The 23,855-nt window shown below is 52.6% G+C and carries 28 protein-coding genes; 12 read left to right on the top strand and 16 right to left on the bottom strand.

Features of this window, described 5'->3' with window-relative positions; all coding sequences use genetic code 11:
• Positions 1-174 precede the first annotated feature (174 nt).
• Positions 175-1,824, bottom strand: coding sequence for an adenylate/guanylate cyclase domain-containing protein (locus GOW40_RS21585; protein WP_171136789.1), 1,650 nt, complete (start codon positions 1,822-1,824; stop codon positions 175-177).
• Between the two features lie 465 nt (positions 1,825-2,289).
• Entirely contained in the window at positions 2,290-3,255 is a 966-nt protein-coding gene (locus tag GOW40_RS21590) for an AraC family transcriptional regulator (RefSeq protein WP_170576316.1), read from the bottom strand.
• Positions 3,256-3,433: 178 nt separating this feature from the next.
• Here GOW40_RS21590 and GOW40_RS21595 point away from each other — a divergent pair, with 178 nt between their 5' ends.
• The 5 genes from GOW40_RS21595 to GOW40_RS21615 all read left to right on the top strand — a co-directional run bounded on the left by GOW40_RS21595 (position 3,434) and on the right by GOW40_RS21615 (position 9,435).
• Complete coding sequence (locus tag GOW40_RS21595; RefSeq protein ID WP_170568146.1) at positions 3,434-4,807, top strand: amidohydrolase family protein; 1,374 nt, start codon at positions 3,434-3,436, stop codon at positions 4,805-4,807.
• A gap of 66 nt (positions 4,808-4,873) precedes the next feature.
• The gene (locus GOW40_RS21600) at positions 4,874-6,385 is read left to right on the top strand and encodes an amidohydrolase family protein (protein ID WP_170568147.1); all 1,512 of its coding nucleotides are present in this window, start codon (positions 4,874-4,876) and stop codon (positions 6,383-6,385) included.
• A 119-nt stretch (positions 6,386-6,504) separates the two neighbouring features.
• On the top strand, positions 6,505-6,906 hold the full coding sequence (locus GOW40_RS21605; RefSeq protein WP_170568148.1) for a hypothetical protein: 402 nt from the start codon (positions 6,505-6,507) through the stop codon (positions 6,904-6,906).
• A 26-nt stretch (positions 6,907-6,932) separates the two neighbouring features.
• Positions 6,933-8,105, top strand: a complete 1,173-nt coding sequence (locus tag GOW40_RS21610; RefSeq protein ID WP_170568149.1) for a dipeptidase — start codon at positions 6,933-6,935, stop codon at positions 8,103-8,105.
• A 76-nt stretch (positions 8,106-8,181) separates the two neighbouring features.
• Positions 8,182-9,435 (top strand): carbohydrate porin, encoded by a 1,254-nt coding sequence (locus GOW40_RS21615; RefSeq protein WP_170568150.1) that lies wholly within the window; start codon positions 8,182-8,184, stop codon positions 9,433-9,435.
• Between the two features lie 367 nt (positions 9,436-9,802).
• Here GOW40_RS21615 and GOW40_RS21620 read toward each other — a convergent pair whose 3' ends face one another.
• From GOW40_RS21620 to GOW40_RS21640, 5 genes are all read right to left on the bottom strand, one after another.
• Positions 9,803-10,264: a helix-turn-helix transcriptional regulator gene (locus GOW40_RS21620; protein ID WP_171231159.1), complete on the bottom strand. Its 462-nt coding sequence runs from the start codon at positions 10,262-10,264 to the stop codon at positions 9,803-9,805.
• 198 nt (positions 10,265-10,462) lie between these two features.
• Positions 10,463-11,032: a CIA30 family protein gene (locus GOW40_RS21625; RefSeq protein ID WP_254444545.1), complete on the bottom strand. Its 570-nt coding sequence runs from the start codon at positions 11,030-11,032 to the stop codon at positions 10,463-10,465.
• Entirely contained in the window at positions 11,029-11,481 is a 453-nt protein-coding gene (locus tag GOW40_RS21630; RefSeq protein WP_171136790.1) for a TspO/MBR family protein, read from the bottom strand. Before GOW40_RS21630 ends, GOW40_RS21625 begins: the two co-directional genes overlap by 4 nt.
• Positions 11,482-11,494: 13 nt before the next feature.
• The gene (locus GOW40_RS21635; RefSeq protein ID WP_171133870.1) at positions 11,495-11,998 is read right to left on the bottom strand and encodes an aggregation factor core; all 504 of its coding nucleotides are present in this window, start codon (positions 11,996-11,998) and stop codon (positions 11,495-11,497) included.
• A 136-nt stretch (positions 11,999-12,134) separates the two neighbouring features.
• Positions 12,135-12,518, bottom strand: a complete 384-nt coding sequence (locus GOW40_RS21640; protein WP_171133869.1) for a nuclear transport factor 2 family protein — start codon at positions 12,516-12,518, stop codon at positions 12,135-12,137.
• 406 nt (positions 12,519-12,924) lie between these two features.
• Here GOW40_RS21640 and GOW40_RS21645 point away from each other — a divergent pair, with 406 nt between their 5' ends.
• Both GOW40_RS21645 and GOW40_RS21650 read left to right on the top strand, forming a co-directional pair.
• Complete coding sequence (locus tag GOW40_RS21645; protein ID WP_371731880.1) at positions 12,925-13,317, top strand: thermonuclease family protein; 393 nt, start codon at positions 12,925-12,927, stop codon at positions 13,315-13,317.
• Between the two features lie 9 nt (positions 13,318-13,326).
• Positions 13,327-13,491 carry a metalloregulator ArsR/SmtB family transcription factor gene (locus GOW40_RS21650; RefSeq protein WP_171133868.1) on the top strand — a complete coding sequence of 55 codons (165 nt, stop codon included), beginning with the start codon at positions 13,327-13,329 and terminating at the stop codon, positions 13,489-13,491.
• Positions 13,492-13,555: 64 nt separating this feature from the next.
• Here the strand turns inward: GOW40_RS21650 and GOW40_RS21655 are convergent, their stop codons facing one another.
• The 7 genes from GOW40_RS21655 to GOW40_RS21685 all read right to left on the bottom strand — a co-directional run bounded on the left by GOW40_RS21655 (position 13,556) and on the right by GOW40_RS21685 (position 17,628).
• Positions 13,556-14,098, bottom strand: coding sequence for a hypothetical protein (locus tag GOW40_RS21655; RefSeq protein ID WP_171133867.1), 543 nt, complete (start codon positions 14,096-14,098; stop codon positions 13,556-13,558).
• Positions 14,099-14,294: 196 nt separating this feature from the next.
• Complete coding sequence (locus tag GOW40_RS21660; RefSeq protein WP_254444546.1) at positions 14,295-14,780, bottom strand: hypothetical protein; 486 nt, start codon at positions 14,778-14,780, stop codon at positions 14,295-14,297.
• Complete coding sequence (locus GOW40_RS21665; protein ID WP_171133866.1) at positions 14,780-14,950, bottom strand: hypothetical protein; 171 nt, start codon at positions 14,948-14,950, stop codon at positions 14,780-14,782. The genes GOW40_RS21660 and GOW40_RS21665 overlap by 1 nt, the downstream gene beginning before the upstream one ends.
• A 223-nt stretch (positions 14,951-15,173) precedes the next feature.
• Entirely contained in the window at positions 15,174-15,332 is a 159-nt protein-coding gene (locus GOW40_RS22285; RefSeq protein ID WP_254444547.1) for a hypothetical protein, read from the bottom strand.
• A 113-nt stretch (positions 15,333-15,445) separates the two neighbouring features.
• On the bottom strand, positions 15,446-15,616 hold the full coding sequence (locus GOW40_RS21675) for an AlpA family transcriptional regulator (protein ID WP_171133865.1): 171 nt from the start codon (positions 15,614-15,616) through the stop codon (positions 15,446-15,448).
• A 117-nt stretch (positions 15,617-15,733) separates the two neighbouring features.
• Entirely contained in the window at positions 15,734-16,492 is a 759-nt protein-coding gene (locus GOW40_RS21680; protein ID WP_171133864.1) for a hypothetical protein, read from the bottom strand.
• Positions 16,441-17,628, bottom strand: coding sequence for a site-specific integrase (locus GOW40_RS21685; protein WP_171133863.1), 1,188 nt, complete (start codon positions 17,626-17,628; stop codon positions 16,441-16,443). Before GOW40_RS21685 ends, GOW40_RS21680 begins: the two co-directional genes overlap by 52 nt.
• A 510-nt stretch (positions 17,629-18,138) precedes the next feature.
• On the opposite strand from GOW40_RS21685, the gene GOW40_RS21690 reads away from it, so the two are divergent.
• The 3 genes from GOW40_RS21690 to GOW40_RS21700 all read left to right on the top strand — a co-directional run bounded on the left by GOW40_RS21690 (position 18,139) and on the right by GOW40_RS21700 (position 20,911).
• The gene (locus tag GOW40_RS21690; protein WP_171133873.1) at positions 18,139-18,432 is read left to right on the top strand and encodes a helix-turn-helix transcriptional regulator; all 294 of its coding nucleotides are present in this window, start codon (positions 18,139-18,141) and stop codon (positions 18,430-18,432) included.
• Positions 18,433-18,443: 11 nt separating this feature from the next.
• A complete protein-coding gene (locus GOW40_RS21695; RefSeq protein ID WP_171133860.1) occupies positions 18,444-18,680 on the top strand; it encodes a hypothetical protein in 237 nt (78 codons plus the stop codon).
• A 317-nt stretch (positions 18,681-18,997) separates the two neighbouring features.
• On the top strand, positions 18,998-20,911 hold the full coding sequence (locus GOW40_RS21700; RefSeq protein WP_171133859.1) for a DUF3604 domain-containing protein: 1,914 nt from the start codon (positions 18,998-19,000) through the stop codon (positions 20,909-20,911).
• 408 nt (positions 20,912-21,319) lie between these two features.
• Here GOW40_RS21700 and GOW40_RS21705 read toward each other — a convergent pair whose 3' ends face one another.
• Positions 21,320-22,012: an SOS response-associated peptidase gene (locus GOW40_RS21705; RefSeq protein ID WP_171133858.1), complete on the bottom strand. Its 693-nt coding sequence runs from the start codon at positions 22,010-22,012 to the stop codon at positions 21,320-21,322.
• A gap of 203 nt (positions 22,013-22,215) precedes the next feature.
• Here GOW40_RS21705 and GOW40_RS22385 point away from each other — a divergent pair, with 203 nt between their 5' ends.
• Positions 22,216-22,458 (top strand): glycine zipper 2TM domain-containing protein, encoded by a 243-nt coding sequence (locus tag GOW40_RS22385; RefSeq protein ID WP_171133857.1) that lies wholly within the window; start codon positions 22,216-22,218, stop codon positions 22,456-22,458.
• A gap of 317 nt (positions 22,459-22,775) precedes the next feature.
• On the opposite strand, the gene GOW40_RS21715 is transcribed toward GOW40_RS22385, so the two are convergent.
• On the bottom strand, positions 22,776-23,063 hold the full coding sequence (locus tag GOW40_RS21715) for a hypothetical protein (RefSeq protein ID WP_171136791.1): 288 nt from the start codon (positions 23,061-23,063) through the stop codon (positions 22,776-22,778).
• 384 nt (positions 23,064-23,447) lie between these two features.
• Here GOW40_RS21715 and GOW40_RS21720 point away from each other — a divergent pair, with 384 nt between their 5' ends.
• Positions 23,448-23,666: a hypothetical protein gene (locus GOW40_RS21720; protein WP_171133855.1), complete on the top strand. Its 219-nt coding sequence runs from the start codon at positions 23,448-23,450 to the stop codon at positions 23,664-23,666.
• Positions 23,667-23,855: the final 189 nt, after the last annotated feature.

Below are 23,855 nucleotides of genomic sequence, written 5' to 3' on the forward strand. Positions count from 1 at the left end.
CACCCGCAGAGAAGTTCCAAGAGTGTGTTGCGGCGATCAGTTGAATCGGCAGCTCGTACCGGTCATTCGCTGCGTCGGGCATGAACGACTGCAATGCGGACGAAGCGGACAGTTGCTGCGATTGAGCCATAGGCAGCAATAGCACTGGGGCGTTAGCCAAGCACGCCCCGTGCCTTACTCTGGAAGCCCTGCCTCTCGCAGTATTGATGCCAATCTTGCAGAGGTTGCTTCGTCGGCAAATGGGAAGCGATTTGCATCCAGCACTCTAAGTCCGTGATCTTCGACTATCTTTTGAAACTCGTTTGATCCCGTAATTGCTGTATTGCCCGCCGCAGCGGCGGCGTAGGCGAGAGGATGCAACCGAATGATCGACTTTCGTTCGTAGGCGTCGAGAGCAAGTGTCAGAGCGGATTTCGTGTCACCTAGCATGGTATAGCCCAGGCTTAGGATCGACAGTCGATAGGGTGTGGTCGGGTGGTCCGGGAAGTTTTGGACAATACTGCTGAGGCTTTCCAGACCAGCGGCCACGCTACCACCAAATATGTCGGCAAGTGCTAAATCCTCCTTTGCAAAATGAAAGCCAGGATTGATTATTAGGGCGCGTTTGGCATCCTGCCTGCAACCTTGATGGTCCCTTCGCAACCAAAGGCGGATTCTTGCGCGGTTATGAAACGCATAGTCGACCTTGGGACCCATCTCGACCGCTTTGTCCGCAATCGAAAGAACTTCGTCGGCATCAACGTCCTCTTCCGAATTCATGGCAAGAGGAACAGATTGCATGAGCGCATACGAATGCATTGCCAACGCCATGGGGTTGTTTGGTTCGAGCTCAACCGCTGCCGCCATTGATGCCTTGGCAATTGCCATGCTTCTCGGATCAAACTGGTGCATGTGGAAAGCGGCTTTGGACAGCAATTGTTGTTCTGTCAGCTCTCCATCGGGCAAATGAGAGTATCCTTCACCAGCATGTGCATTCAGTTGAACCCTGATCGCTGCGCCAACCTGCCAGACAATGTCGTCAACGAAACCGAACAGATCATCGAGTTCACCATCAACCTTAGTGGACCAACAGGTTTCGCCACTGTTGCATGCGGAAATAGAAATATGGACGCGACATCTGTTGCCAAATGCACGGCATCGCCCATGAAGGCGATAAGTAGGAGGATTCTTACTATTATGAGAGGTCGACACCTTGATCCCAGAGCGCTTCGAGATTGCATGCTCAAGGCCGCTCTGAATTTCTAACGCCAGATCAGCCGCCAGGTTTTCGTCGCCGCCACAGCCGAGAGGCTCCAAGAGAATTGTTGGGAAAACAGCCCCAATGGGACCGTTCGGCAGCATGGTCTGCGTGCTTGCACCCTGCCACGCCCAGACCCGAATAGGCCGGGAAATATTTTTTAGTTCTCGTTCCTTGCCTCCTTCGAAAGCAGCTTTCTTGGTATCGTCCAGCGCGTTGTAAACTTGGTCGGAGATCGCAAGACTTCCGGCAGGAGCAATGGACTCCAATCGAGCTGCGACATTTACGCCGTCTCCAAAGATGTCACCATCATCGTCGTGAACGATATCGCCAAGATGAATGCCGATACGAAGTTTAAGTGTCCCATGCAAGCGTAACTTTTCTTGAATACCGATTGCGCAGCTGACGGCATCGAGCACAGATGCAAACTCAACCAACCATCCGTCGCCTGTGCGCTTTATGATATCACCTTGGCTCTGCTTGACCGTTGGCTCGACAACCGACTGCCGCAATTCCGAGAATGCGGCTAGAGTCGCTTGTTCGTCCGCTTCCATCATCTTGGAGTAGCCAACGGTATCGGCGACCATTATCGCTGCCAGATTACGCCTCAAGATACTGACCTCCCTGCGGAGTGAGGTTAGCAGCTTGGACAATTAAGCGCCAACTTCCGGTTCTTCTGCCATACCGTCGATTGCTGGCTACTCAGCAAAAGTCTGTTCTGGGCTCGGTGCCCTCGTTCGCTGCATCTGGCGCGAACGACTGCTCTGCGGACAAAGCCACCATTTGATCAATGACCGCTTTCCAGAAGTGCGCTTCGTTCGCGGGCTTAGCGTATTTGTTGGATCGTTTGAAAGCTGCGGGGGCCGTATCAGCCCATATCCGAAACGCCCGTGAGAAGCCTGTTGAGTCGGTATGGCCGAGTCTTTACGCTTTTCGCGGCGTTGAAGTCCCACGGAAAAACGCCGGATATCCGAAGCGAGCCAACGCCTGCAGTAAGTTGGGACTTGCGTCGTCGCTTATGAATCTTGGAGCGGTAATCTTTAGCTTAACGATCAGTCAGAGTTGCATATCTGATTGCGTTTCTTGAATTCATTCGGAGTCATCCCGGTCCATCGCTTGAAACTCCTGTGAAAACTGGGTTGGTCCAGAAGCCCAACACTTTCACCAATTTCTTTTATCGAAAGTTGGCTGTTTACAAGCAATGTCTTCGCTCGCTTCGCCCGACATTTTTCCAGTTCTGCTTTGAAGCTTGTACCATTGGCTCGGAAGGTGCGTTTCAAACGGTCGGGGCTTTGCGAATACAACTCGGCAAACCAGTTCAGGGTGGCAGGTTGCTTGTCGAGATGCAGTTCAAGCAAATCGCGGGTTTGCTGAAGAAAGTCGTCGGCGCCTGTGACGTTCTCCGGGAGATTCTGGCTTTGCCCACCCCCGGACCGAAGCAGCAACCAGTTCGCTGGAAACTCGATGCGAGCGCCCAAGCGATTGGTCTGGCGTACCGAAATCTCCTTTTTCTGCCAATCAGGTATGCAATCAGGTTTGCAAACCCAGAAATGTAGCTTTTTGGAATCCCAGTCGGGGCCGCAGACGGATCGAACTAGTCGAACCATAAATCCCAGATAATAGCCGTCGACTTGGCCAGGTGGAGAAGATGGCTTGAATGTGCGTTTTGCATCTAACCTGGCGACATGACCGTCGGTCTCGAGATTGTAGGTCGCCATGGACGAAATCCTGCCCACGTCCACAACTAGCGATATCAAAAGGTCACCGAGCGACGCGCTTTGAGTTTCAAGGATCGACAGGTTGGGCAATGTCTTGAGAGCCGCATTCGCACCGACGTCAAACCCCAAATGCGGGTTACTCAATGCCTTCGCGAAATTGTCGATCAGATCGTACCAATGCTGCCCTGCCATGAACGCTTCGCCGCGCTGCACGTCCTTCAGACTGAGGCCGGATGGCTCAAGAAATTTGTCAACTTCAAGGCCATGGCTGAGGGCAAGGGACACAAAAGGTTGCGCCATCGAGCATTCAACAGTTGGGAGTTTCATTTGTCGACCCGAACACTCACAGTTTAATTTTTTCATTCGCATTTTCGAGCATTTTTTTATGTATTTCAACCACAATGCTAATGACAGTCTGAGCGCCACACGCAAAGATACAATCGTGCAGAGCAGTGCATTGCCACGAAGGAACTCCAAAATGTTCAAAAGTTTAACGGTCGCCACTTTTCTTTCAGCGGTCGCAACATATTCATTTGCTCAAGAGGAAAGCTTTCCGATCCTCTTCACCAACGTGCATGTCTTTGACGGCGTGAACGAAGAGCGGATCGAAAATGCCAATGTTCTGGTGGTTGACAACCTGATTGCCGAAGTTTCGACCGAGCCTCTGGCTGTAGCGAATGTCCAGATCATCGACGGCGGTGGGCGCACGTTGATGCCGGGTATGCATGACCAGCACGTGCATCTTACAGTATTCAATCCGCTCAGCGACGGGTTACGCCAGAATATCACGCCCTTTCATCTTGGCGGCGTCGCCACGATCCGGTCCCAGCGCATTCTCATGAACGGGTTCACAACCGTGCGCGACCTTGGAGGACCGGCCAAATCCATCGCCCGCATAATTGACACCGGAATGTTTCCGGGCCCACGTATCTATTCCTCGGAAGCGTTTATCACCCAGACATCCGGCCATGCTGATTTCCGCAAACTAAACGACCGGCATCCCACATTGTCGGGTCAGGGGCCGTCGCATTGGGTCGAAACGGACATGAGCTTTATCGCCGACGGACCTGAGCAAATCCGAATGGCTGTGCGTGAAAACCTGCGTCGCGGGGCAACCCAGATCAAGATCATGGTCAGCGGCGGGGTTACTTCAGAGTTCGATCCGCTGCACTCACTTCAGTATCAGGCTGACGAGATTCAGATGGCGGTCAAAACGGCCGCGCAGTGGGGCACCTATGTCACCTGCCATGTGTTCACCGAACAGGCGATCCGCAACTGCATCGACAATGGTGCCAAGACGATTGAACACATCCCGTTCCTAACCAAGGAGGCTGCCGAGATCATGGTCGAAAAGCAGATCATGTTCGCGACGGCGGTGGCCCCGGTCTACTCGGTGACCACCGAACAAGCGGAAGCCTTTTACACGCCAGCGTCCTTCGTGAAATGGAAAAGTGTGCGGGATGCTGCGGCCAATATGATCGAAGTGATCCAGACGACGCCGGGCATGATTGATCTCTACACACTGGGCACAGACCTTGTGAACAACTGGGATCAGACGCTTGAGCAGGACAAGAAGATGAACGACGAAATCGGATATCTGCACGAAGCGGGTTTCAGCGCATATGACATTCTGCGCATCGCAACGTCGAACGGCGCCCGCATGAACCAACTGACCGGCTTGAACAACCCGTATCAAGACGGCCCCCTCGGCGTGGTCGAGGAAGGTGCCTATGCCGATCTTCTGCTGGTCGATGGCAACCCGCTGGAGGACATCCTGCTGCTGGCCGAGCCGGACGCCAATCTGAAAATCATCATGAAAAACGGCGTGATTTACAAGAATACACTCGATTGAGTGTCGCGCGGGGTGAATTAACCTCGGCACCCCGCGCACCCCGATAGCGGAAGGGAAAGGAAGCCTATGAAATACCTCGGCAAATCTACAATGATGGCGAGCGCACTGGCTCTCACAACAAGCGCGGCTTTTGCACAAGAGGCCACAGGTGACATCCCCCCTGTTACACTCTTCAAGAATGTGATGGTTTTTGATGGAGTGAATGACGGACTCAAGGACGTCGACGTGCTCGTGGTAGGCAACAAGATTCACAAGATTGACGCTGACATTCCTGAGGGCGGGAAGTGGGAAGTCGATGTGCGCACCGGGGGATCCAAGCGGTTGCCTGATCCAGTCGGCGGCATCGACGGCTACTCCTTCACCGTTCAAACGGAACGCGGCATCGAGACCAAAGAAGTGGATGTGACCGTCATTGACGGAGACGGTCGTACGCTCATGCCTGGGCTTATCGACAGCCATGTGCATGTGAACATGTACAAGAACGGGACTATCCCGGGGCTTCAGGACACCACATGGGAAGAGATTGGCGCACGTGCTGCCGCATTCGCGCAGGAAATGTTGGCGATGGGCTTTACAACGGTTCGCGATATGTGCGGCGCTCATGGTGGGCTGAGAGCGGTTATTGATGAAGGATCACTTCCCGGCCCAAGAATTTATTCCTCCGGCGCATGCCTTAGCCAAACGGGCGGACACGGCGACTGGGGTATCGCTGGTCAGCGCAAGAACGAGAGCAATCTTGAGCGACTGGAGATCACCAGATTGGTGGACGGGCCCGCCGAGGTGCTTCAGGGTGCGAGGAGGAATTTTGCTTTAGGGGCAAACTACCTCAAGATCATGGTCAGCGGTGGCGTGACATCGATCAAGGACCCGATATATCAGTCTGCTTTCACAAACGAAGAGATTTCTGCTGCAGTAGAGGTTGCAGGCGATATGGACTCATACGTCGCTATGCACGTATTTATGGACAGCGACCTGTCCCGTGCGCTCGATCTTGGTGTCAAAGTGGTAGACCACGGCCTGACCATTACCGAACCGACGATGCAGAAGCTGGTCGAAAAAGAGGCGTTCTTTTCGCCCAACCTGACTGCGCTTGCGCCCGAAGCTCTGGAACACCCGATGCATCAGGACCCGACTTTCCCGCCGACGGCGAAGTTTCTGTGGTTGCGGGAAAACAGCAAGCAGCTGATGGATCTTGTAAAAAAATACAAGCCGAAGATGGTGTTCGATTCCGATTACGTGCTTCTCACGGGTGTCCCTTATCGCCAGTCAATGGATTTTACGAAGGCGTTTGTCGCGCGTGAGTTTGGCAACCTCTGGGCATTGCAGATGATGACCTCAAATGGTGGCGAACTGGCGGCGCTGACCGGGCGAGGAAACCCTTACCCTGAAGGCAAGCTTGGTGTGATCGAAGAAGGCGCCTACGCCGACATTCTGATCGTAGACGGGAACCCACTTGAAGACATCTCGGCCATCGGCGCGGTGGACACATGGTTTGATGCGCCGCCACGCGGGCAGGATGTCCCAAGCATTCGAATGATCATGAAAGACGGCGTGATCTACAAGAACACGCTGGAGTGATAAGCAGAGGTTTTTTGTACTCTGCCTATGCCTGCGCCGGATCGCGCCTTTTTTGGCGCGAGCATCCAAACAGTAGCCTGTTTCGTCTCGCCGCAGGCTCAGCATTGAAAGGACGCACAATGAAACATCTTATGCTGGGCGCTCTTCTGGCGGGATACGCCACATTGGTCAATGCAGAAGACAGCCAAAACATGCGCACATTTCTCTTCATCGGCACGTCCAACAGTGCCGCGTGGGAAATGCAGATCGCAAATCCAGGTGATCGCGCAGCTAGCGTCAAAGGTGGAATTGAGGCGCTTGGCGGGGAGCTTCTCAGTTACTACTGGGGCCTCGGAAACGGGAAAAACTACATCACCGTTTCGCTACCTGACGATCCCACGTTCATTCAGGCGTTTTACGTCAGCCGTCTTGGGGATGGGCTGCTCGATGACTACCAGATGATCGAACTGATGAGCAGCGCGGACATGGCCGAAGCGTTGTCCCGCGTACCTGAGATCAAAGCGCAGGATGATCTGAAGTAACGGGTCGTGAAAAAGGAGATGAAAGCATGAAAAAGGTTACCAAACTTGCTCTTGCAGCGGTGGTTTTGAGCGGTCCGGTTTTTGCACAAGCACCGCCAAGCGAAGAGGAAATCGCCGCGCGTATCGAGAAACTTGTGGAAATGGCTGATCCCCGCGGGGATGAGGCGAGGCAGGGCGATTTGGCATATCGGGAGCGGTATGTCGACGCCCTAATGATCGATGCGCTTGCGGTCGGCTCGCCCGGGTTCGAGAGTATCGACTTCCTGCTCAAGGATTGGGAGAGCCTTGCCAATCATTACGAGGAGTATGGATACGCTGCGTTCAGCACAACGATATCCAACGGCTCCGAAGGTGCTCTCGCCGTTCTCGAACGGATTGATGTCATGAAGGCGTGGATTGACGAAAACTCTGACCGTTTCACGCTGGCGACGACAGTTCAGGATTTGATTGATGCCAAGGAGGCAGGCGTTGTTGCTGTGATGCTGAACTCGCAAAGCATGGATATGCTCGACGAGGATATCGCGAACGTTCAGCGCTATTGGGATCTCGGAATCCGCCAGATGAATTTTTCGTACAATCAAACCGGCCCCTATTCTGCTGGTATGGTCGACAATGACCCCTTGGCGAGTGACATGGGCGTTACCGAGCTGGGCGCAGCTGTGGTCGCCGAGATGAACCGTGTTGGCATGATCGTCGATTGCTCACACTCTTCATGGGAAACTTGCATAGAAGCAGCAGAGCTTACCACCAAGCCGATGATGATTTCGCATAGCAACTCGTACGCGTTGTACGAGAACCTTCGAAATGTATCGGATGAAGCAATCCGAGCCGTCGCTGCTACCGGTGGCGTTGTATGCGTGAATTTCCTTGGTGGCTTTCTGAATGGGCAAGTTCAGGCTACGCCGGAGGCCATTGCCAAGCATATCAACTACATCGGTCAACTTGTCGGAAAACAGGCAACCTGCTTCGGCGTCGATTATGTCGAGAACTATGCCGTCGCACTTGGTCCAATTATTGGGAATCCCGAAAAGTACCCGCCGGAACAGGGATATGGTCTGCCAACTCAGATGGCCCCGCCCGCCGACGCATGGGCGGTTTCCCGAGTTCTGGAGGAACAGCACGGTTGGAGCGAGAGCGAAATCCGCGGATTGATGGGTGGCAATCTGATGCGCCTTTATGAAGCGAATTGGGGAGAGTAGGTCGCTTTGAAAATATGCCGCGCACGGGCCGGTTGATTCGTGAATGACCCGCTGCCGCCCTAAACGAAGGACGAGTATGACCAAGAAGCACATCAAAATAGTTGCTTTCTTATTTGCCGGTGCCATCGCTTCGGGAGCGTCAGCCCAAGAAAACAGCACGGTACGGCAGTTGGAGGCGGCTGCCACCGCATCGCTTGGGGGGCCAGCGTCGGCTCAGGCGCAATTAGAGCAGGACAGGCTCCGGCGTCTTGAGGATTCCAGATTGCCGGGGCTGGATCGGTTTTTCGATCCCCTCGAACAGTCGCGCGAGGCTTTTGCCAAACGCACTGGGTTGAATTTGTCCTTCGACTACCAAGCGCTCTACCAGAAGTCTTCAGACAGCCTGAGTGGCACCGACGAGGCCGCTTCGGGGCAGGCGCGGATCATTGGCAACTGGGAATTGCTGAATCGTGGGACCGACAATGCAGGCAGTTTCGTCTTTATCCTCGAAAACCGTCATCGTTTGGGCACGGATATCGCGCCGGGCAGTCTCGCGGGCGAAATTGGGTATCTCGGTGTCACGGCAACGACATTCAGCGACACGGACTCTACACTGTCGGTCGCGTATTGGTCGCAGGCCCTGTCCGGGATCAACGGAGGCTTCGTGGCCGGTCGCATTGACCCCGGCGACTATTCCGATATCCTTGGCTACGTAAACCCGCGCACGACTTTTTCGAATTTTTCAATTCTGTTCAGTCCAGTCCTTCCCATTCCCGATCCTGGCTTTGGCGTTGCTGGCGGAGGTTACTTTACAGATCAGATCTATGCGCTTGGCTTGGTCAGCGATGCCAATGGATCATTGACGGATGTAGACTGGTTTCCCGGCGGTTCGGAGTTTTTCACCTACGGTGAGATCGGCTGGACGCCTGCCAGAGACCAGCGATACCTCACCAATGTTCATCTCGGTGTATTCCATGTGGATGACAGAGATGACGCTGGTGTGCCCAGCAGTCACGGAGCGATGCTGTCAGGCAATGTGACCCTTGACGAAAGCATTATGCTGTTCGGTCGCCTTGGCTGGTCCGACGGCGATGCCCCGATTGCCAGACGTGCGGTCAACGCCGGGGTCATGTGGCGCCCCGGGTTTTATGACGACTTGATCGGGTTTGGCGTGACGGTCGCCGACCCATCCGATCAAAACCTTGACACGCAAACCACCGTCGAAGCGTTTTATCGCTTAGATATTTCCGACAACCTCGCGCTTACGGCAGATGTCCAGTATCTGAACAATCCCGGCTTCACCGATGATGATCCTCTGGTGTTCGGGCTGAGGTTGAGATTCAACTTATAAGACAGAAAAAACACGAAACCTCATCCTCATACTTGGTATTCTGTAGGCCAGCTTCCGCTGATTAACCCGCCCGTCAAGTCAATGCAGAGTTGCAGGCTAATTATGATTGGAAGGCTTCTCTGACAAAGTTGAAAACTCCGTTTTCGAGAAGCTTGTCACAGTTTTAGCAACACAGGTTCGCGTTGAAAGCCGAATGTAGCGTAACTCCCTTTCGAAACCCGGTGCTCAAAACCACAACCGTAGCCCGAGTTCAGTGAGAGAGAGGGCAAAGCAGACGTTCGCAACCTATCCTCCAGCGGCAAGTTTGGGCTCTGTTCGGTCATTCGCAGGTTTTTTGTGCGAGTCTGCTTTGCGGACAAAGCCGCCGTTAATTTTTCGAACTCTGCCGAAACTTGCCGGGCGGCATTCCTGTCCATCTTCTGAATGTGCGTGAGAAACTTGCTGGCTCAGGAAATCCGACCAGATTACCCACTTGTGGCAATTCCAGATCGCTATTTAGCAACAGCGCCTGCGCGCGCATCTTTCGTCTTTCATCTACCCGGCGGTAAAGAGATGTTCCCTCTTTGGAGAGCGCACGTCTCAGCTTGCTGGGACTGAGTGAAGTCAGCCTGCAGAACCTTTCGAGGGATACGTCTTGCTGATCAAGGTAAAGGTCGATCAGACGGTCCAGTTGAGAAAGAAAGCCGGCATCGATACCGTTAAAATGACTAAACGCTCTATTGGTTGAAGGATCGACGATCACTGGCCTGACACAGCTACTGTGAAAAACAACTTCATAATCAGTTGTTGATGAAATGCCCGCGTCAAATGTATCTGGGATGATCGACAACGCGGGCCACAGTCTGGTTATGGGACTATCCAGACTATCTGCAATTGGCTTTTCAGCACACGTAGGTGGCCGATTTGGCTTGAACTTGTTTCCGCGACACTCGGGCCACAACTCTACAGCCATTTATCGAAACGGCGCTGCCACGACTTTCAGCACGGGCTAGATGTTTGCGGTTCGCAGACCTCTTTCGCGAGATATTCAGTAGAAACCAATCTCGCTGACATCTACGCGAGCCTCGTGATCGCGGCCGTAAGCTACAACTCCAACCGAGGTGATGTCATCAGCAACCGGAGTGGCCCGCAATATGGCACCTGACGCCTTGAAATCTGACAGCGGTAGATTGATTTCGGTCCATGCGTCAGAAGTTGCGAACTCGGCCTGATAGTATTGCCACGGAAGCACAGTGCCAAGTGTCCTTAGGTGAACAAAGTACTGTTCGCCATTGCCCCGCACCAATAGTCTGACGCCCGATACACTTGAATCTGGCCTCTCAGACAACTTGTGCTGGACCTGTATGAAGCCTCCGTTGTTTTCTGTGCTGACGGTTCCGGTCAACCGCGCAAATGCAACATCACCTTCCGAACTAAACTGAACCGCCCCTGAAGAAACTCCTCCCATGACGGTGTCGGCAACGTAGTCCCAACGCGTCTCTGGAGATTTGGAGAAGTCTTCTGCAAGATTTTCATCAGCCCGTGCCATTGTAGATCCGATGATTACAAGACTTGTAAAAAGACTAGCGAGGTTTCCAAGCATTTCGTTCTTTCTCAATTCAATATCGCAATCGAGAGGTTCAAGACCGTCGCAAATGCCACCCACGCTAAGTAGGGCAAGAAGGCGTGTGCAGAGACACGATCAGTGTGCCTGACCTGAGTGATGAACATGACGATTGCGATCAGCAACGTGAAAATGATCGCAAAGGCCAACCACGGCATTTGCAATACGAAAAAGGTTGGGGACCACAAAAAGTTCAGGCCCAACTGCGTCCACCACAGCTTCATGGTGGTTGAGCTTCGGTCTGTTTCAAACTGGCGCCAACCGACCATGGCGATCAAGACATAGAGCACAGTCCAGACCGGGCCAAATATCCAGTTTGGTGGATTGAATGCAGGTTTGGAAAGCTGCGCATACCAATTGCCGGGGGCGGTCAGTGTCCCGATTAGAATGCCGCCTCCCAACGTAAGCGCAAGAAATGCTATGCGTATGACCCAATTCGACATTGTGAGACAGCTGTCAGCAGTCTTTGGTCGTCACGTTGACAAGTGCATCGGAAGAGAAAGTCGCTGTACTGGTTTCATCCGCATCAGAATATGACACGGTGGCGCCTTCGATCTCCGAGCCTGTTACAGTGATTTCGCGTTGTCCGATGGTGTCATCTACATCAATGGTAAAAGCTAGCCTGTCCCCGGCGGCAAGGGACGCAATCTCCAGCTCAATTGTACTTTGCCCGTCCACAACCGATGGAAATTGACGCAGGGCATCGGCGCCCTCTACGAATTCGAGCGGTTGAAAGACCTCCACACCCGCGCCTTTTTCGGTCACGTCGAAAATCAGGCGTCCGACAGATCGCGACAAGTCAATTTTGAGAGTCGAGGCTTCTACTTCGCACGTTCCGACATTGGTCAAAATAAATCGGTCTTTGGGCGCGCCCTCTATAAAACGAATTTGAACGCCGGCTTGAAGCGAGGTGGCTGCAAAAAGTCCGAGGGTCGCCGCAAGAGTACTCTTCGAGAGCATATGTATCTCCTTGCTGAAAGGTTCTTGATAGATACGCTTCGACGGGTTTCTTGGATCAGACTTACACCCTTTCACCATCGTGGTTCAGCCGGCGGGAGTTTTCTAAGTTCCTTGCAACACTGTCAGAACGGTTAAGTTAAAACATGCCATTGTCATTCGCGCTGCTTGCTGGAAGTTCCTGAAGAACATCCCAGTGTTCGACAACCTTACCTTCAGCATCCAGGCGAAAAATATCGATCCCTGCATACTCGAGACCATCGGGCCAGATTTGGTGACAATGCAGAACAACGTGGTCGTCTTCTGCAAACGCTTTTTTGATGTCCACTCGCTTTCCCGGGTATTCGGTAGCCATGCGCTCAAAATAGTCGATAAAGGCTTGCTTGCCGTCGCCAACATGCGGGTTGTGTTGTGTATAGGTTTCGCCAACAAAGATCGCTATCGCCTCTGCAGGCCGGCACTCGTTGAACATCATTTCATAAAAAGCGATGACATTGTTTTTGTTGGTTTCGAGGTCCGGCATTCTGATCTCCAAATCGACGTTTGTACCGCTACGACAGTTGTTTGCTGCAATCCTTGGTTGCAAGCAATCTTCAACAGTCTCATCTGACTGGTCCAATTCTACTGTGAGTACCAGTTGTGGCGCAAAAAACTCTGGTTAAGAAACGGGCGGAGATTTTTGTCGCTTGAACGCCCTAAAATCAATTTTGCACAGCCCGCCTTCGTGCGTCTCGGCTCTCCTGGGCCTGTGCTGCGTATAACATCGTTAGCACAATTTTCTGGTCTCCTCGGTAAGCAGGATTGATCGATCGTAGCCCAGACGGCTGTGATGGGACGTTAAGCAATCTTCAAGACGGCAACCCGCAGCATTCGATGCCAAAACTGTGAAACACTTGCCGGTAAGTAGAGTTTTGCAAGGAAATGCCTGGGTGACTGATTGCGATACAATCGTCATCAATAAAACGCAGATACGATTATTCGGTATAGATGCACCCGAGATCGATCATCCTTTTGGGCAGAAAGCAAAATGGGCGATGGTGAAACTTTACAAAGGTCACAAAATAAAAGCGGCAATAACTGACGTAGATCATTACGGCCGTACCGTTGCGCGTTGCACTTTACCTGATGGCCGAGATTTGTCGGCTGAGCTTGTGAAACTGGGATTGGCAATCGATTGGCCAAAGTATTCTGATGGTGAATACAAGCATATGGAAGTTCCCGGTGTGCCCAAAAAGCTGTGGTTGGCTAACGCGCGTCAAACAGGGAAGATGTTTCTCTGGGAACAATTTGAGTACGATCAACGCAGTCAAAGAAAACGTTGAACGAAGGCTATGGCTCATCCAGGGCGATTTCAGATACTCTCAAGACTAATGGAAGGTGAGAAAAACGTTTCAGACCTCTGCAGAGACTTATCGATGCCTCAGGCGGGCTGCTCCCAACAACTCATTCGGCTTCGTCTTGAGGGCCTAGTTTCTACACGACGGGACGGCAAGTAAATCGCGAGAATGGGGCTGAAAGACCGAAGAAGCAAAACTCCAGCTTGGACATAGGTCTTCCGCTTCACATTGCACCTCTTGTGATTGCAATAACCTCGTTGATCCCGTGAAGAATGTCTTTGATCCATTTTCGTTTCACACGACGTTCAATCTGCTCCTTTAGCGAGTTGACTGCCGTTGTGGTGCCTTCGGTATCAGCTTCAGCGTCCTGACCTGTTCCACTGGATTCGTCTGTGGCCTGCTGAAGCAGTACCAATTCTTCTGCAATCGCTCCCCGCCTGACACCCTCAATAAACTCATGCACAGATTCCAAATCACCTTGTTCCAGCTTTCCGAGCAAGAAATCCGCCAGTTCTTGCAGTAATGCTTGGACGCGATGGTCATAAATATTCATAAAAACGATATACCTGCGGCCAGAGTTCGATTGCTCCAAACGACTGAGAGAAATCAATCGCATAAGTTCAAATAGTGCAGTGGCCGCCATAAGGTAGAGTTCTACCGCCCGGCTTAGAACTTGCCGATCTTGGGGGAGGCCTTCAGGTTCTGGGTAGTCCCTGAGAAATCCGTCGAAACTGCGAAATGCGTCCGTTTGAAATCCATATGCCATAACAAAAACTCCTAAGAATATGGAAGCATTGTCCACGACCGTGCTGCTCAAAGCAACCTTTCAGAAGTCTGGTGTCTGTCGCCCATCTTCGGCTAGTTGAGGTGAGTGGGAGTTGAAGCTCTACTGACCCTTATGCCTATGGCTATATATATATGTGTCCTGTTTCTTGTGACGTGCATCTTGGAAAAATCACCTGTCACGTCACAATTTTCAGGACGGCTGCGGGTTCTTTCGTCTCATTTGCGGACCGACTGTCACAATCGTTGTGACGGCGTGTCCTGTTTTTTGTGCGGGGCTTTTGTTTTTTCCGCCAAGACATAAACCGCTTTGTTGCTGGTTTTCCGTCGCGGGTTGTCAATTCGCCCAGCGCCCAGACCGACGCTCTGCCGATACCGGACGGGCCAAGGTGCGGGGCTTGGGTCATGGTAATGAATCCGCGTTCCTCAAGCTCTCCGAACCAAGGGCCAACCGTATTGCGGTGGACGTTTAGCGCCGTTGCTGCGTCACGGTGGCTGAGGATGATATCGCCATTGTTGCTGCCGTTGTAGCGGCGTTTCAGTTCGACATAGAGCGCCCTTGGCCCCGGTGGCAGTGTTGCCCAGGCTTCGGACGCTTGCAGCCATTCAGGAAGCTGGACATGACGCCCAGCCCCCTTTTTCTGACGTTTGTAGGGCTTCGCCATCACTTGCGCCCTTTCCGGGCCATCAGCGCCAGCCAGACGCGCACCGCGACAACCTGATCGGGGCAACCGCCCAAAGATATCCAGGCGGCGTCTGTGGCGGCTCCTGCGCCCTTGCGGGCCATGATTTGCCACATCCTGCCCTGACGGGTCAGTTTGAATTGATCTGTCATCGGCGCGCCTCTCCATAAACCAGACCGGCAACAAGCCGCGCTTGGGCTTCCGACAAGCCAAAACGGCGACGAAGGTGGATGATACGCAAACGCTCCATTATGCTGCCTCTCCATCCCTGAGGCTGCGCGCGGATCTGGGAAAGCGCAGCGCCGTTCGGTCAAAGCCGGGTTTCATCGAATAGTAGGCGACGTTTTCCGGTCCCCGGTATTCGGTCTGAATCGGCTAGCCGTATTCGGATTTCAGACGGTGGACGATTGCGCCCAACCGCCAGCCGCGTACTTCGCGGGTTTCTGTCATGTGTGAAATTGTGCGCCCGTCCAGAAGCGCCTTGCAGGTCCAAAAAACCTGACTCCGGTTTGAATACCATTGGTCACTGCTCATAGCGTAAAGCCTTTCCTTGTTGAGCAAACAAGGCGCTGAGCGTATGGTGCAGACGTTCCCGCAAAGAACATTCCCGCCCCACGCCCAGACGCCAAATCTGGGTGGGGTGGGTCTTATTGCCCATGTGCTGCGATTGCGGCGTCGATCTCGGCCTCGGCCCAATACAGGCGAGAACCGATTTTGACGGGCTTGGGCAAACGACCCAATGCCACATCACGGTAGATGGTGGTGCGACCTCGGCCACCGAGTTTATCTTGCAGGTCGCGGAATGTTAGATAACGCATCTAAGAACGCTCCAATTTGTTGCTTCGTGCACAGACGGTCGTTCATTTGAGCGAATTAGGAAATTAGGGAACACGTTGTTCCCCTAGGGGACTTTCAACTTCCCCCACTTGTCATTTTCAATGTCGGCTAGGCCTAAGACTACGGATCTGACTTACAAAATCGTTGGATGGAGTAGTCGGTGGGTAACTGTTCTCCAACGTGCCGCCATCAAACTGCACTTTCCATAAGTTCCAGTCCGACGCGCTAGGCCAAGCTTCGACAATTTTCTGATAGTGCAAAACGGTGGACACCAACTTGAGTGTTTTAGGCAATGGTTGGACCATGGGATGTGATTGCCCGCTTTCAGCACCGATAAGAGTTTTTGCGGCACAAATATGTGCTGCTGACCTGTATTTCCGGAAATAAGTTCGGATCGTGGGGATGTCCCCAACAATAGCTTTCTTTTGATATTCCCACCTGTTGGGTTTGGGGACTTTGAACGGCACCTTGTCGGAGTTATTCGCTAGCTCAGATGCGATTTTACTCGCTTCGTTGATGCTTGCTGGACTGCCGTCTTCATTCAAGTGCGCTATTATCAACGTAACTAGGCCACACAAATATACCTGCGCTGAACGCTTAATAAGAGCGTCCAATACACTCTGAGTTACATCGCTGAACCGCCAATTTTCAGGGTCAGAATTATAGCTGTGAAACTCTGATTGCAAAAGCTGAAGCGCTTGCAGCGAACTCTTATCGTCGTTTGCGAAGAAAGCCAGAATATCGAGGCTTTGAACAGCCGTTGGTTTAATCCTTCCGTCGTTTAGGTTGATCAAGAAACAACGATTCATAGCTGTAAAACCTTTTGGTCCGCTAAAAGCAATTGTTGCTGCGCCCATCGATTCATCAGAGTTCTCCTTTGTTCAAGAAAATCCGTTCGTCGATAACTCCGCTCCACAGCTCCACCGACAGTATGGCCCAACGCCGTCTCTGCTACATCGTGCGGTGTAATGGTCGCTTCCGCCACCCAATCGCGGAAACTGGACCGAAACCCGTGCGGGCGCTCCAGCATGCCGCGCCGTTCCATGAGCTTGCTCATGGTCATATCCGATATCACGCCTTTGCGGACGCCGGGAAATAGGAAGCCGTCTCTTGCAAATGGAGTGGCCTCAGCAATGACGTTCTGAGCCTCTTGCGACAGGGGCACCCGAAAATCATTGGTCGCGCCCTTACGGCCTTTCATGGCCTCTGCGGGGATGGTCCAGATATCGCCGTCGATCTGGTCGAGGTGCAGGTGACGCACTGGATTGCTGCGAACCGCCGTCAGTATCAGAAGGCGAAGCGCCAGTTCAACCGTGCTGCCTCCATCAAGAGTCTTATAGAACGCTGGCACCTCCCGCCACGGCAGCGCCGGGATATTCGTTGCCTTGTGCCGTTGCTTGCCCAATAGGGCTTTCGCCTTTTCGGTCGCTTGCAGATCCACATCCAAGCCCAGCGCCGCCGCATGGCGCATACAAATGGACAAACGGTTCATTGCCTTGCGCGCGGTGTCAGCTTTGGCGTGCCAGATCGGGGCAAATGTGTCTCGGATATCGCGCTGATCGATCTGCGACACTGGCATTTTGCCAAGCTTCGGCAGGACATGCAGTTCTAACGGGCTGAACCACCGCCCAGCCTTCCCGTCGCCTTTCAGCTCGGCTTTGCGACTTTCAAAGGCGTCCTTGGCGATATCGGTCAGAATGTTCAGATTGCGTTCGGCTTCGCGGTTCAGACGTTCCCGCTCCTTGATCGCGTCTTTGCCATCCCGCACCACCGCTTGCCATTTCTCGGCCTCTTGCCGCGCCGCTTTCAGCGAAACCGCCGGGAAGCTGCCCAGCCCCATTTCATGCCGCCGCCCAAACAGAGTGTAGCGCATGAACCATTGCGCACCGCCGTCTGACCTCTTGTGAAACCATAGCCCGCCCCCATCGGAATATTTACCTGGCGCTTTGGCGTTTAACTCTGCACTGGTCAGCTTGTGTCTTGGGCGCGCCATTCCTGTCCACCTCTCTATCCACCCCTAGATATGGGGTATGGTGGTACAGAATAGAATAGCGTGAAACAGAGAAATATCTATTTTATATAGGGTTAGGCAATTTTAAGTATTTCATGGTACTCCAAGATATAGAGTTTGGATGCCTCTCCTGGGCACCAAATTTTCCCGCAAATTATTGAATTAAAATAGTTATTTTTAGCGGCGTGTTTTTATCCCCTAATTTATCCCCCGAATTTTTGATGATAGGACGCCAAATTTAGACGGGCTCAGCGTCTTACTAATGCTGATTCATATTTACTCACCGACAACCTGCCAAAAGTGGCAGAAAGCCCTGGTCGTTTTTCCGTGATACTTAAGCAGGTGATGCGCTTCGGCGTAAAAGTTGTAGCGTTAGGCGGGGCAAACAACCTAAGACATCAGCAGCGAAATGAACATTGGTAGATGGAGAAGTGTCAAAGGTTCGGCTGGAGCCAGCAAACGGCCAATAGGAGATGCACCTTGCAAGAGCAGATGAAAGAGCATGTCCAAGAGGTCGCCAGTTTCGCAAAGGCTATGGCTCATCCAGGGCGATTTCAGATACTCTTAAGACTAATGGAAGGTGAGAAAAACGTTTCGGACCTCTGCAGAGACTTATCGATGCCTCAGGCGGGCTGCTCCCAACAACTTATCCGGCTTCGTCTTGAGGGCCTGGTTGCTGCGCGACGAAACGGCAGGGAAATATACTACAGTATTTCCGACGATAGGGTCCGCAGACTCATTGTTGCGATCCACGACATTTTGCGAAACGAAGAAAGTACGCAATAGGGAGGCAACGATTGCGACCGTTTGATGAAATATTAGCACTCAAAATGCTAGATTTGGTTGAAAAGCACTCGTTCCCGCTCACTCCAGACAAGGTTGAGGATCGTGCCAAGGCTTGTCTTGATAGACTGGTCGTGGAAGGTTTAGCAACGCGCGATGCGCCCAGTTCAGGTGTAGGGGCAACTTACCGAATTACAGAGGATGGCGTCTTGGCACTTCGGGAATACGAAAACGCCGTCATCTGGGACTAAACAACGACAGCAAAAAGGGGCTTTGTTGGGAGTATCCAGAGTGTAATCCATGCTTTGGAGTTAGATTTGCGCTCGCCGATTGACGACCAGCGCTAAGGGCTCCCTGCAGACCTTCGCTGCTCTCAGCGTGAGTGACGGCCAAGCGGATGAAGCGGCTAATCGCATTTGCAGTTTTGTTGGCCTAAGTTTCCGCTACTTTGGCGGTTTTCTGCAATATGTAGACAACCCGTTCGCACGCTGCCTAATGTAAGTGATACTGTAATTGGAGCCGTGCCATTGGATGCGTGGTTCAGACGTTTCAACTTATTGAGGGTCCTATGCGAATTGCTTGGTCTATCTCTTTATTCATATCACTCTCTCTGCCATGCCTCGCTCAAGATGCAATAAATCCTCAGGGACTCAGCGACCGCTCAGGTCGCCCGTATTCTCCCAACGCCGACCGGGCTTATCCAACGCAGGTCTACTTTGGAGACACCCATGTTCATACCGGTCTGAGTGCAGATGCTGGAGGCGGTGGAACACGTTTGATGCCACGTGATGCCTATCGACTAGCCCGTGGGGAGCAGGTTGTGTCGAACACCGGACAGCCCGTGAAATTGGCTCAACCTTTAGATTTTTACATGATAACAGATCATTCAGACGCCATGGGTGCCATCACCGATATCATTGGTGGTGCACCGAATATGCTGGCAGATGAACAGGGTCGCCGTTTCCATGACGCATTTGCAGCCGGAGGAGAGGAAGCCCGAGTAGCAGCATTTGAATTGACAGCATTGTTTGCACAAGGTGAGATTTCGCCCGCCCTTAATTATCAACCCGGCAATCCTGCTTATGCTGCAGTTTGGGACGACATCATCGCAGCCGCCGAAGAATTTAACGACCCCGGTGTTTTCACCACGTTCATTGCTTACGAGTGGACGTCTCTGGTGGGCGGGAGAAACCTGCATCGCAACGTGATTTTCCGCGATGGTGCTGGCCGTGCCGGTCAAATATTACCGTATACAACGACGCCGCCAATGGGTTCACCGAACCCACGGGATCTTTGGAACTGGATGGAAAATTACGAGACGCAGACCGGTGGACGCGTTCTGGCGATCCCACACAATGGCAATCTGTCCAATGGTTGGATGTTTCCATTGAGAGATGACTTTGACGAAGGCGCGCCGCTTGATGCCGCATATGCCGAGGCGCGCGCAAGGTGGGAACCACTGTATGAGGCGACGCAAATAAAGGGAGACGGCGAAGCTCACCCGGCATTGTCACCGGAAGATGAGTTCGCAGACTTCGAGACTTTCGATTACGGCAACCTTGATGCCTCTGTTCCAAAAACAACAGCGATGTTGCCTGGCGAGTACGTGCGTTCTGGATTGCAACGCGGTCTGGCGTTGGAGGCTGAGCTCGGTGTGAACCCGTTCAAGTTTGGTCTCGTCGGAGCGTCTGACACACATACTGGAATGACGACCGTTGAAGAGGACAACAACTTCCACAAGTTTACGGCGTATGAACCTGGTCCAGACCGAACTGCGCATGTCAGCAAAACGCTGCCTGACGGCACAGATGCTTTGTGGGGTTGGAGTTACGGCGCATCGGGGCTGACTGCGGTGTGGGCCGAAGAGAACTCGCGTGGTGCCATTTGGGATGGTATGTCCCGCCGCGAGACCTACGCGACAACGGGACCACGTATGCGCGTTAGGTTCTTCGGCGGGTGGGATTTTGAAGACAGTGATGTGTTGCGACGCGATCTTGCTCAAGTTGGCTACTCAAAGGGTGTTCCAATGGGCTCAGACCTTCTGCCGGGCGAAGGTGCGCCTTCATTTCTGGTGTACGCGCTGCGAGACTCCATGGGTGCAAACCTTGACCGTATTCAGATCATAAAAGGCTGGCTCGATGACGGTGGGGAACTGAAGGAGGCCGTTTATGACGTTGCCTGGTCGGACAATCGCGAACCCGATGAAAACGGAAAAATTGCACCGGTCGGGTCAACTGTCGATCTGTCGATACCATCCTACACAAACACAATAGGTGCCCCAGAACTCGGCGCCGTTTGGACCGATCCCGACTTCGTCCCAACACAAAGTGCCTTTTATTATGCACGTGTTATCGAAATTCCGACCCCAAGATGGACCGCATACGACGCCGTGAAATTCAATCTCGAACTGCCGTCCGAAGTGCCTCTAACGCTTCAAGAACGCGCGTACACATCACCCATCTGGTATACACCACAGCAATAATGATTGAAGGACTGTGGAATTGTGAGTGACTACTTTGGGCTCTGAGCAGTCTTTCGCTGCGCTTTGAACGAGCGGCGGCTTTTGGCTGGAGCAGCCGTTTGTAATGTATCTCTTGGCTGGTACCATTGGCTTGAGTTTGGCCAGTTTCCGGAGGTTTTGGGCGGTTGCGGCAAGGGTGAACTCGTCTTGAACGCCACATGGGCCGCGTAATCGGAGCCTTCACCAACCGCTCTGCCTTCTGAATATCTGTTTGATGCTGACCGGGTGCCTGCCGCATTGCCTTAGTAGCAAAATAGACCTTGGTGCGAAGCGCAGAGGAGGTCTGAATGCTCATTTTCGTAAACAAAACCGGCGCGCTTGCTGTCACCGGGAAAAGATGACCGCAAAACTCTTTTCGAGATTTCACTGCTATTCCACAAACTCCTCAATCAACTCCGGCCCGTCATCGTCGCGTCCAATGGGTGCAACCTTGTGGTAGCGCATGCGCCCGTCCCATTCGGTTCCGAGATCTTGGGCTTCATCATGATCAATTTCGCCAGCCATCCACGGCACCAGGTTCTCATTTGTCAGGATGACCGGTGACCTGGCGTGGATGTGTTCGATTTGATGTAAAGCGGGACGGGTGAGGATTGTACAAGTATTCAGGCCGGATGTGAGGCGCGAGTAGAGGCCCGCGAAGTACATACAAGGGTCATTGGTATCTGCCTTGATAACCCAAGGCTGCTTGGCCCCTTTGGTACCTGTCCATTCATAGTAGAAACTGGCCGGGATAATGCACCGGCTGCTCTTCCAAGCGACCCCGAACGAACCCAGTTTATTCGCTGTTTCTATCTTCGCGTTGAATGTGGTCGGTTTCCACTGCTTTACGTCTTCCTTGAACCAGTGCGGGACAAGCCACCACCGGGCCGTTGAGCTTATCAAGCGGTCGTCTTGGATGAAGGCCATATCCAACATCTGAGTGGGCTTCACGTTCCAGCTCATCGTCAGGTCTTTGGCGTTCGGGTCCCGCTTTGTCGCGATCGGGACACCATTCACGATCCAGTTCTGAAGGGCATAGAGCTCTGCCCATGTCATATCAGGTCTGCCGAGTCGTCCGCACATTGGAGAAGCTTATCTGAAAGATGAAAGCGTTTGTGGGCCTTTTTCCGATCAGTTCCACGGGCATCGAATGAAAGGCCCAACCCAAAGCGGTCTTCATTAAGATTTGGTTAATCTCAAATCCTCGGGGGATTGAAACCTTGTACGATAAGCGCCCTGGGGCCACCTAGTCAGATAACTCATTGGTATCTTGAGAGGCATTCGAGATGAACAAAGTAACGTTAACATGTGCGATTGGCATTTCGCTGCTTGTGGCCGCATGCGGAGCACCGACCACGCCAACTCAGGCTCAGGTCCAGCATGACGCTCGCTGCGCTGCAGGGATCCTGGGTGGTGCTGCTCTTGGAGGGGTCGTTGGAAATCGCTTCGGTGGCGGATCGGGCAAGGCATTAGCGACTGCAGCGGGTGCAGGCGTTGGGATGTATGCGGGACAATCAGTCTGCAACTAAAAGCTTGCAATCTGATCCACACACGGATTTCGGAAACGCCGGCCTACCGGGGTCAGGCTATGAATTCTCAGAATAACCAAATCTGTGTAACCCACTTCACTGACCAACGCGGTAGAATCAACGATATTGGGTTCAGTTAAAGAGTTAGCGCTCATGTTGAGTTTGGAGCGCGAGATTTTTTCACTGTCCTCCCTGTCAACTGGGGCGCGCTTAGTTAGAGCGCGCCCTTTTTCGTCCAGAACAGCACCTTTGCCCAGCCTTGCCAAGATCCCCTCGCAAACTTGAGACGCGCAAGTCTGTGCAGCTACGCTGGGCTCCTAGATCTCTGAATAGCCCAGCTTTGAAAGGGCGCTGGCGACAGCCGGTTCTGTCGGATTCAAACTTCCTTCGCGCGCCCATTTTTTGATGCATACTTCCGTATCTCTGGGTCTCGCAAAATCACTATCTTTCGCCAAAATGACTATGGCAGCTTCACGCGGTGTAAGTCCCATCGCCTCACAGACCCCCATTGCATAGAGCTGGTCATCTCTTTCACTCACTACCGAAGATACCTTCATGGCCGAAAGCGCCATGTCTACACCGATTTCATAAACCATTGTTTTCAAAACCCTATTAACCCACTGACATATGGTACAATGGATTTGGTGTTCGAAGCTTTGGTAAGGATTAAGCGAACATTACATCTTCTTCATCGGACGGCACGCTGCAAAGGAATGACTTGGGAGAAGTGTTCAGACTTCGCCAAGTTTTATGACGCTTATTGAGTAGCCGATTTCGAATGAGCGGATTAAACCGCCGTTCGATTCCTGCACTGATGCAAGGGCAATGGCGGTACTTTGGGTTTTGGGAATTGTCATTGCACTACGGGAGGTGAGAATACGCCACAAAATGACCATTTAACATTTCGATTGACCGAAATTCACAAGCGCAATTCATCACCGCGAACCATCTGCCAAGTAACAGCAGACTAAAGCGGTAATGAACCAAAAATGAAACATTTGGACCTGATCGTTCAGACATTGACGGAACAGCGTAAAACAGCAACCGGTGATGCGGAACTTATTTTTGATACCACATGGGCATTGCGCGAGACTTTCGAAGCTGACGGCACTCCCCTGGAAGACGCTGTACGCATAGTTGCCCGTGTCCTATACGACCACACCTTATTGTCCTTTCGCACGGTCGATCAGCGGAAACCCGAACGGTGAACCTGGCACAGGTTTTTTGTCTTAGCCTTGATCGCAAAGTGCTGATTGATCGCATCGGCCGTTGGCAAGTTGATTAAGGATCAATGGCGTTGGTGCTGCTGACAAACAACAAAGAGCCAATGTCAGCTATGCGGGGCGGTCTCAATGGATCGCCGCAACACTTCACTTTGAGAGCAAAGATGGAGTGTT

Source organism: Ruegeria sp. HKCCA6707, from assembly GCF_013033515.1.
Taxonomy (GTDB): Bacteria; Pseudomonadota; Alphaproteobacteria; order Rhodobacterales; family Rhodobacteraceae; genus Ruegeria.

What these genes read in the sequence shown, in the direction of transcription:
- GOW40_RS21585 (WP_171136789.1), bottom strand. Translation starts at nt 1,824, where the DNA reads ATGGTCGCCGATACCGTTGGCTACTCCAAGATGATGGAAGCGGACGAA.
- GOW40_RS21590 (WP_170576316.1), bottom strand. Translation starts at nt 3,255, where the DNA reads ATGGCGCAACCTTTTGTGTCCCTTGCCCTCAGCCATGGCCTTGAAGTT.
- GOW40_RS21595 (WP_170568146.1), top strand. Translation starts at nt 3,434, where the DNA reads ATGTTCAAAAGTTTAACGGTCGCCACTTTTCTTTCAGCGGTCGCAACA.
- GOW40_RS21600 (WP_170568147.1), top strand. Translation starts at nt 4,874, where the DNA reads ATGAAATACCTCGGCAAATCTACAATGATGGCGAGCGCACTGGCTCTC.
- GOW40_RS21605 (WP_170568148.1), top strand. Translation starts at nt 6,505, where the DNA reads ATGAAACATCTTATGCTGGGCGCTCTTCTGGCGGGATACGCCACATTG.
- GOW40_RS21610 (WP_170568149.1), top strand. Translation starts at nt 6,933, where the DNA reads ATGAAAAAGGTTACCAAACTTGCTCTTGCAGCGGTGGTTTTGAGCGGT.
- GOW40_RS21615 (WP_170568150.1), top strand. Translation starts at nt 8,182, where the DNA reads ATGACCAAGAAGCACATCAAAATAGTTGCTTTCTTATTTGCCGGTGCC.
- GOW40_RS21630 (WP_171136790.1), bottom strand. Translation starts at nt 11,481, where the DNA reads ATGTCGAATTGGGTCATACGCATAGCATTTCTTGCGCTTACGTTGGGA.
- GOW40_RS21635 (WP_171133870.1), bottom strand. Translation starts at nt 11,998, where the DNA reads ATGCTCTCGAAGAGTACTCTTGCGGCGACCCTCGGACTTTTTGCAGCC.
- GOW40_RS21640 (WP_171133869.1), bottom strand. Translation starts at nt 12,518, where the DNA reads ATGCCGGACCTCGAAACCAACAAAAACAATGTCATCGCTTTTTATGAA.
- GOW40_RS21650 (WP_171133868.1), top strand. Translation starts at nt 13,327, where the DNA reads ATGGCTCATCCAGGGCGATTTCAGATACTCTCAAGACTAATGGAAGGT.
- GOW40_RS21655 (WP_171133867.1), bottom strand. Translation starts at nt 14,098, where the DNA reads ATGGCATATGGATTTCAAACGGACGCATTTCGCAGTTTCGACGGATTT.
- GOW40_RS21660 (WP_254444546.1), bottom strand. Translation starts at nt 14,780, where the DNA reads ATGGCGAAGCCCTACAAACGTCAGAAAAAGGGGGCTGGGCGTCATGTC.
- GOW40_RS21665 (WP_171133866.1), bottom strand. Translation starts at nt 14,950, where the DNA reads ATGACAGATCAATTCAAACTGACCCGTCAGGGCAGGATGTGGCAAATC.
- GOW40_RS22285 (WP_254444547.1), bottom strand. Translation starts at nt 15,332, where the DNA reads ATGAGCAGTGACCAATGGTATTCAAACCGGAGTCAGGTTTTTTGGACC.
- GOW40_RS21675 (WP_171133865.1), bottom strand. Translation starts at nt 15,616, where the DNA reads ATGCGTTATCTAACATTCCGCGACCTGCAAGATAAACTCGGTGGCCGA.
- GOW40_RS21680 (WP_171133864.1), bottom strand. Translation starts at nt 16,492, where the DNA reads ATGGGCGCAGCAACAATTGCTTTTAGCGGACCAAAAGGTTTTACAGCT.
- GOW40_RS21685 (WP_171133863.1), bottom strand. Translation starts at nt 17,628, where the DNA reads ATGGCGCGCCCAAGACACAAGCTGACCAGTGCAGAGTTAAACGCCAAA.
- GOW40_RS21690 (WP_171133873.1), top strand. Translation starts at nt 18,139, where the DNA reads ATGAAAGAGCATGTCCAAGAGGTCGCCAGTTTCGCAAAGGCTATGGCT.
- GOW40_RS21700 (WP_171133859.1), top strand. Translation starts at nt 18,998, where the DNA reads ATGCGAATTGCTTGGTCTATCTCTTTATTCATATCACTCTCTCTGCCA.
- GOW40_RS21705 (WP_171133858.1), bottom strand. Translation starts at nt 22,012, where the DNA reads ATGTGCGGACGACTCGGCAGACCTGATATGACATGGGCAGAGCTCTAT.
- GOW40_RS22385 (WP_171133857.1), top strand. Translation starts at nt 22,216, where the DNA reads ATGAACAAAGTAACGTTAACATGTGCGATTGGCATTTCGCTGCTTGTG.
- GOW40_RS21720 (WP_171133855.1), top strand. Translation starts at nt 23,448, where the DNA reads ATGAAACATTTGGACCTGATCGTTCAGACATTGACGGAACAGCGTAAA.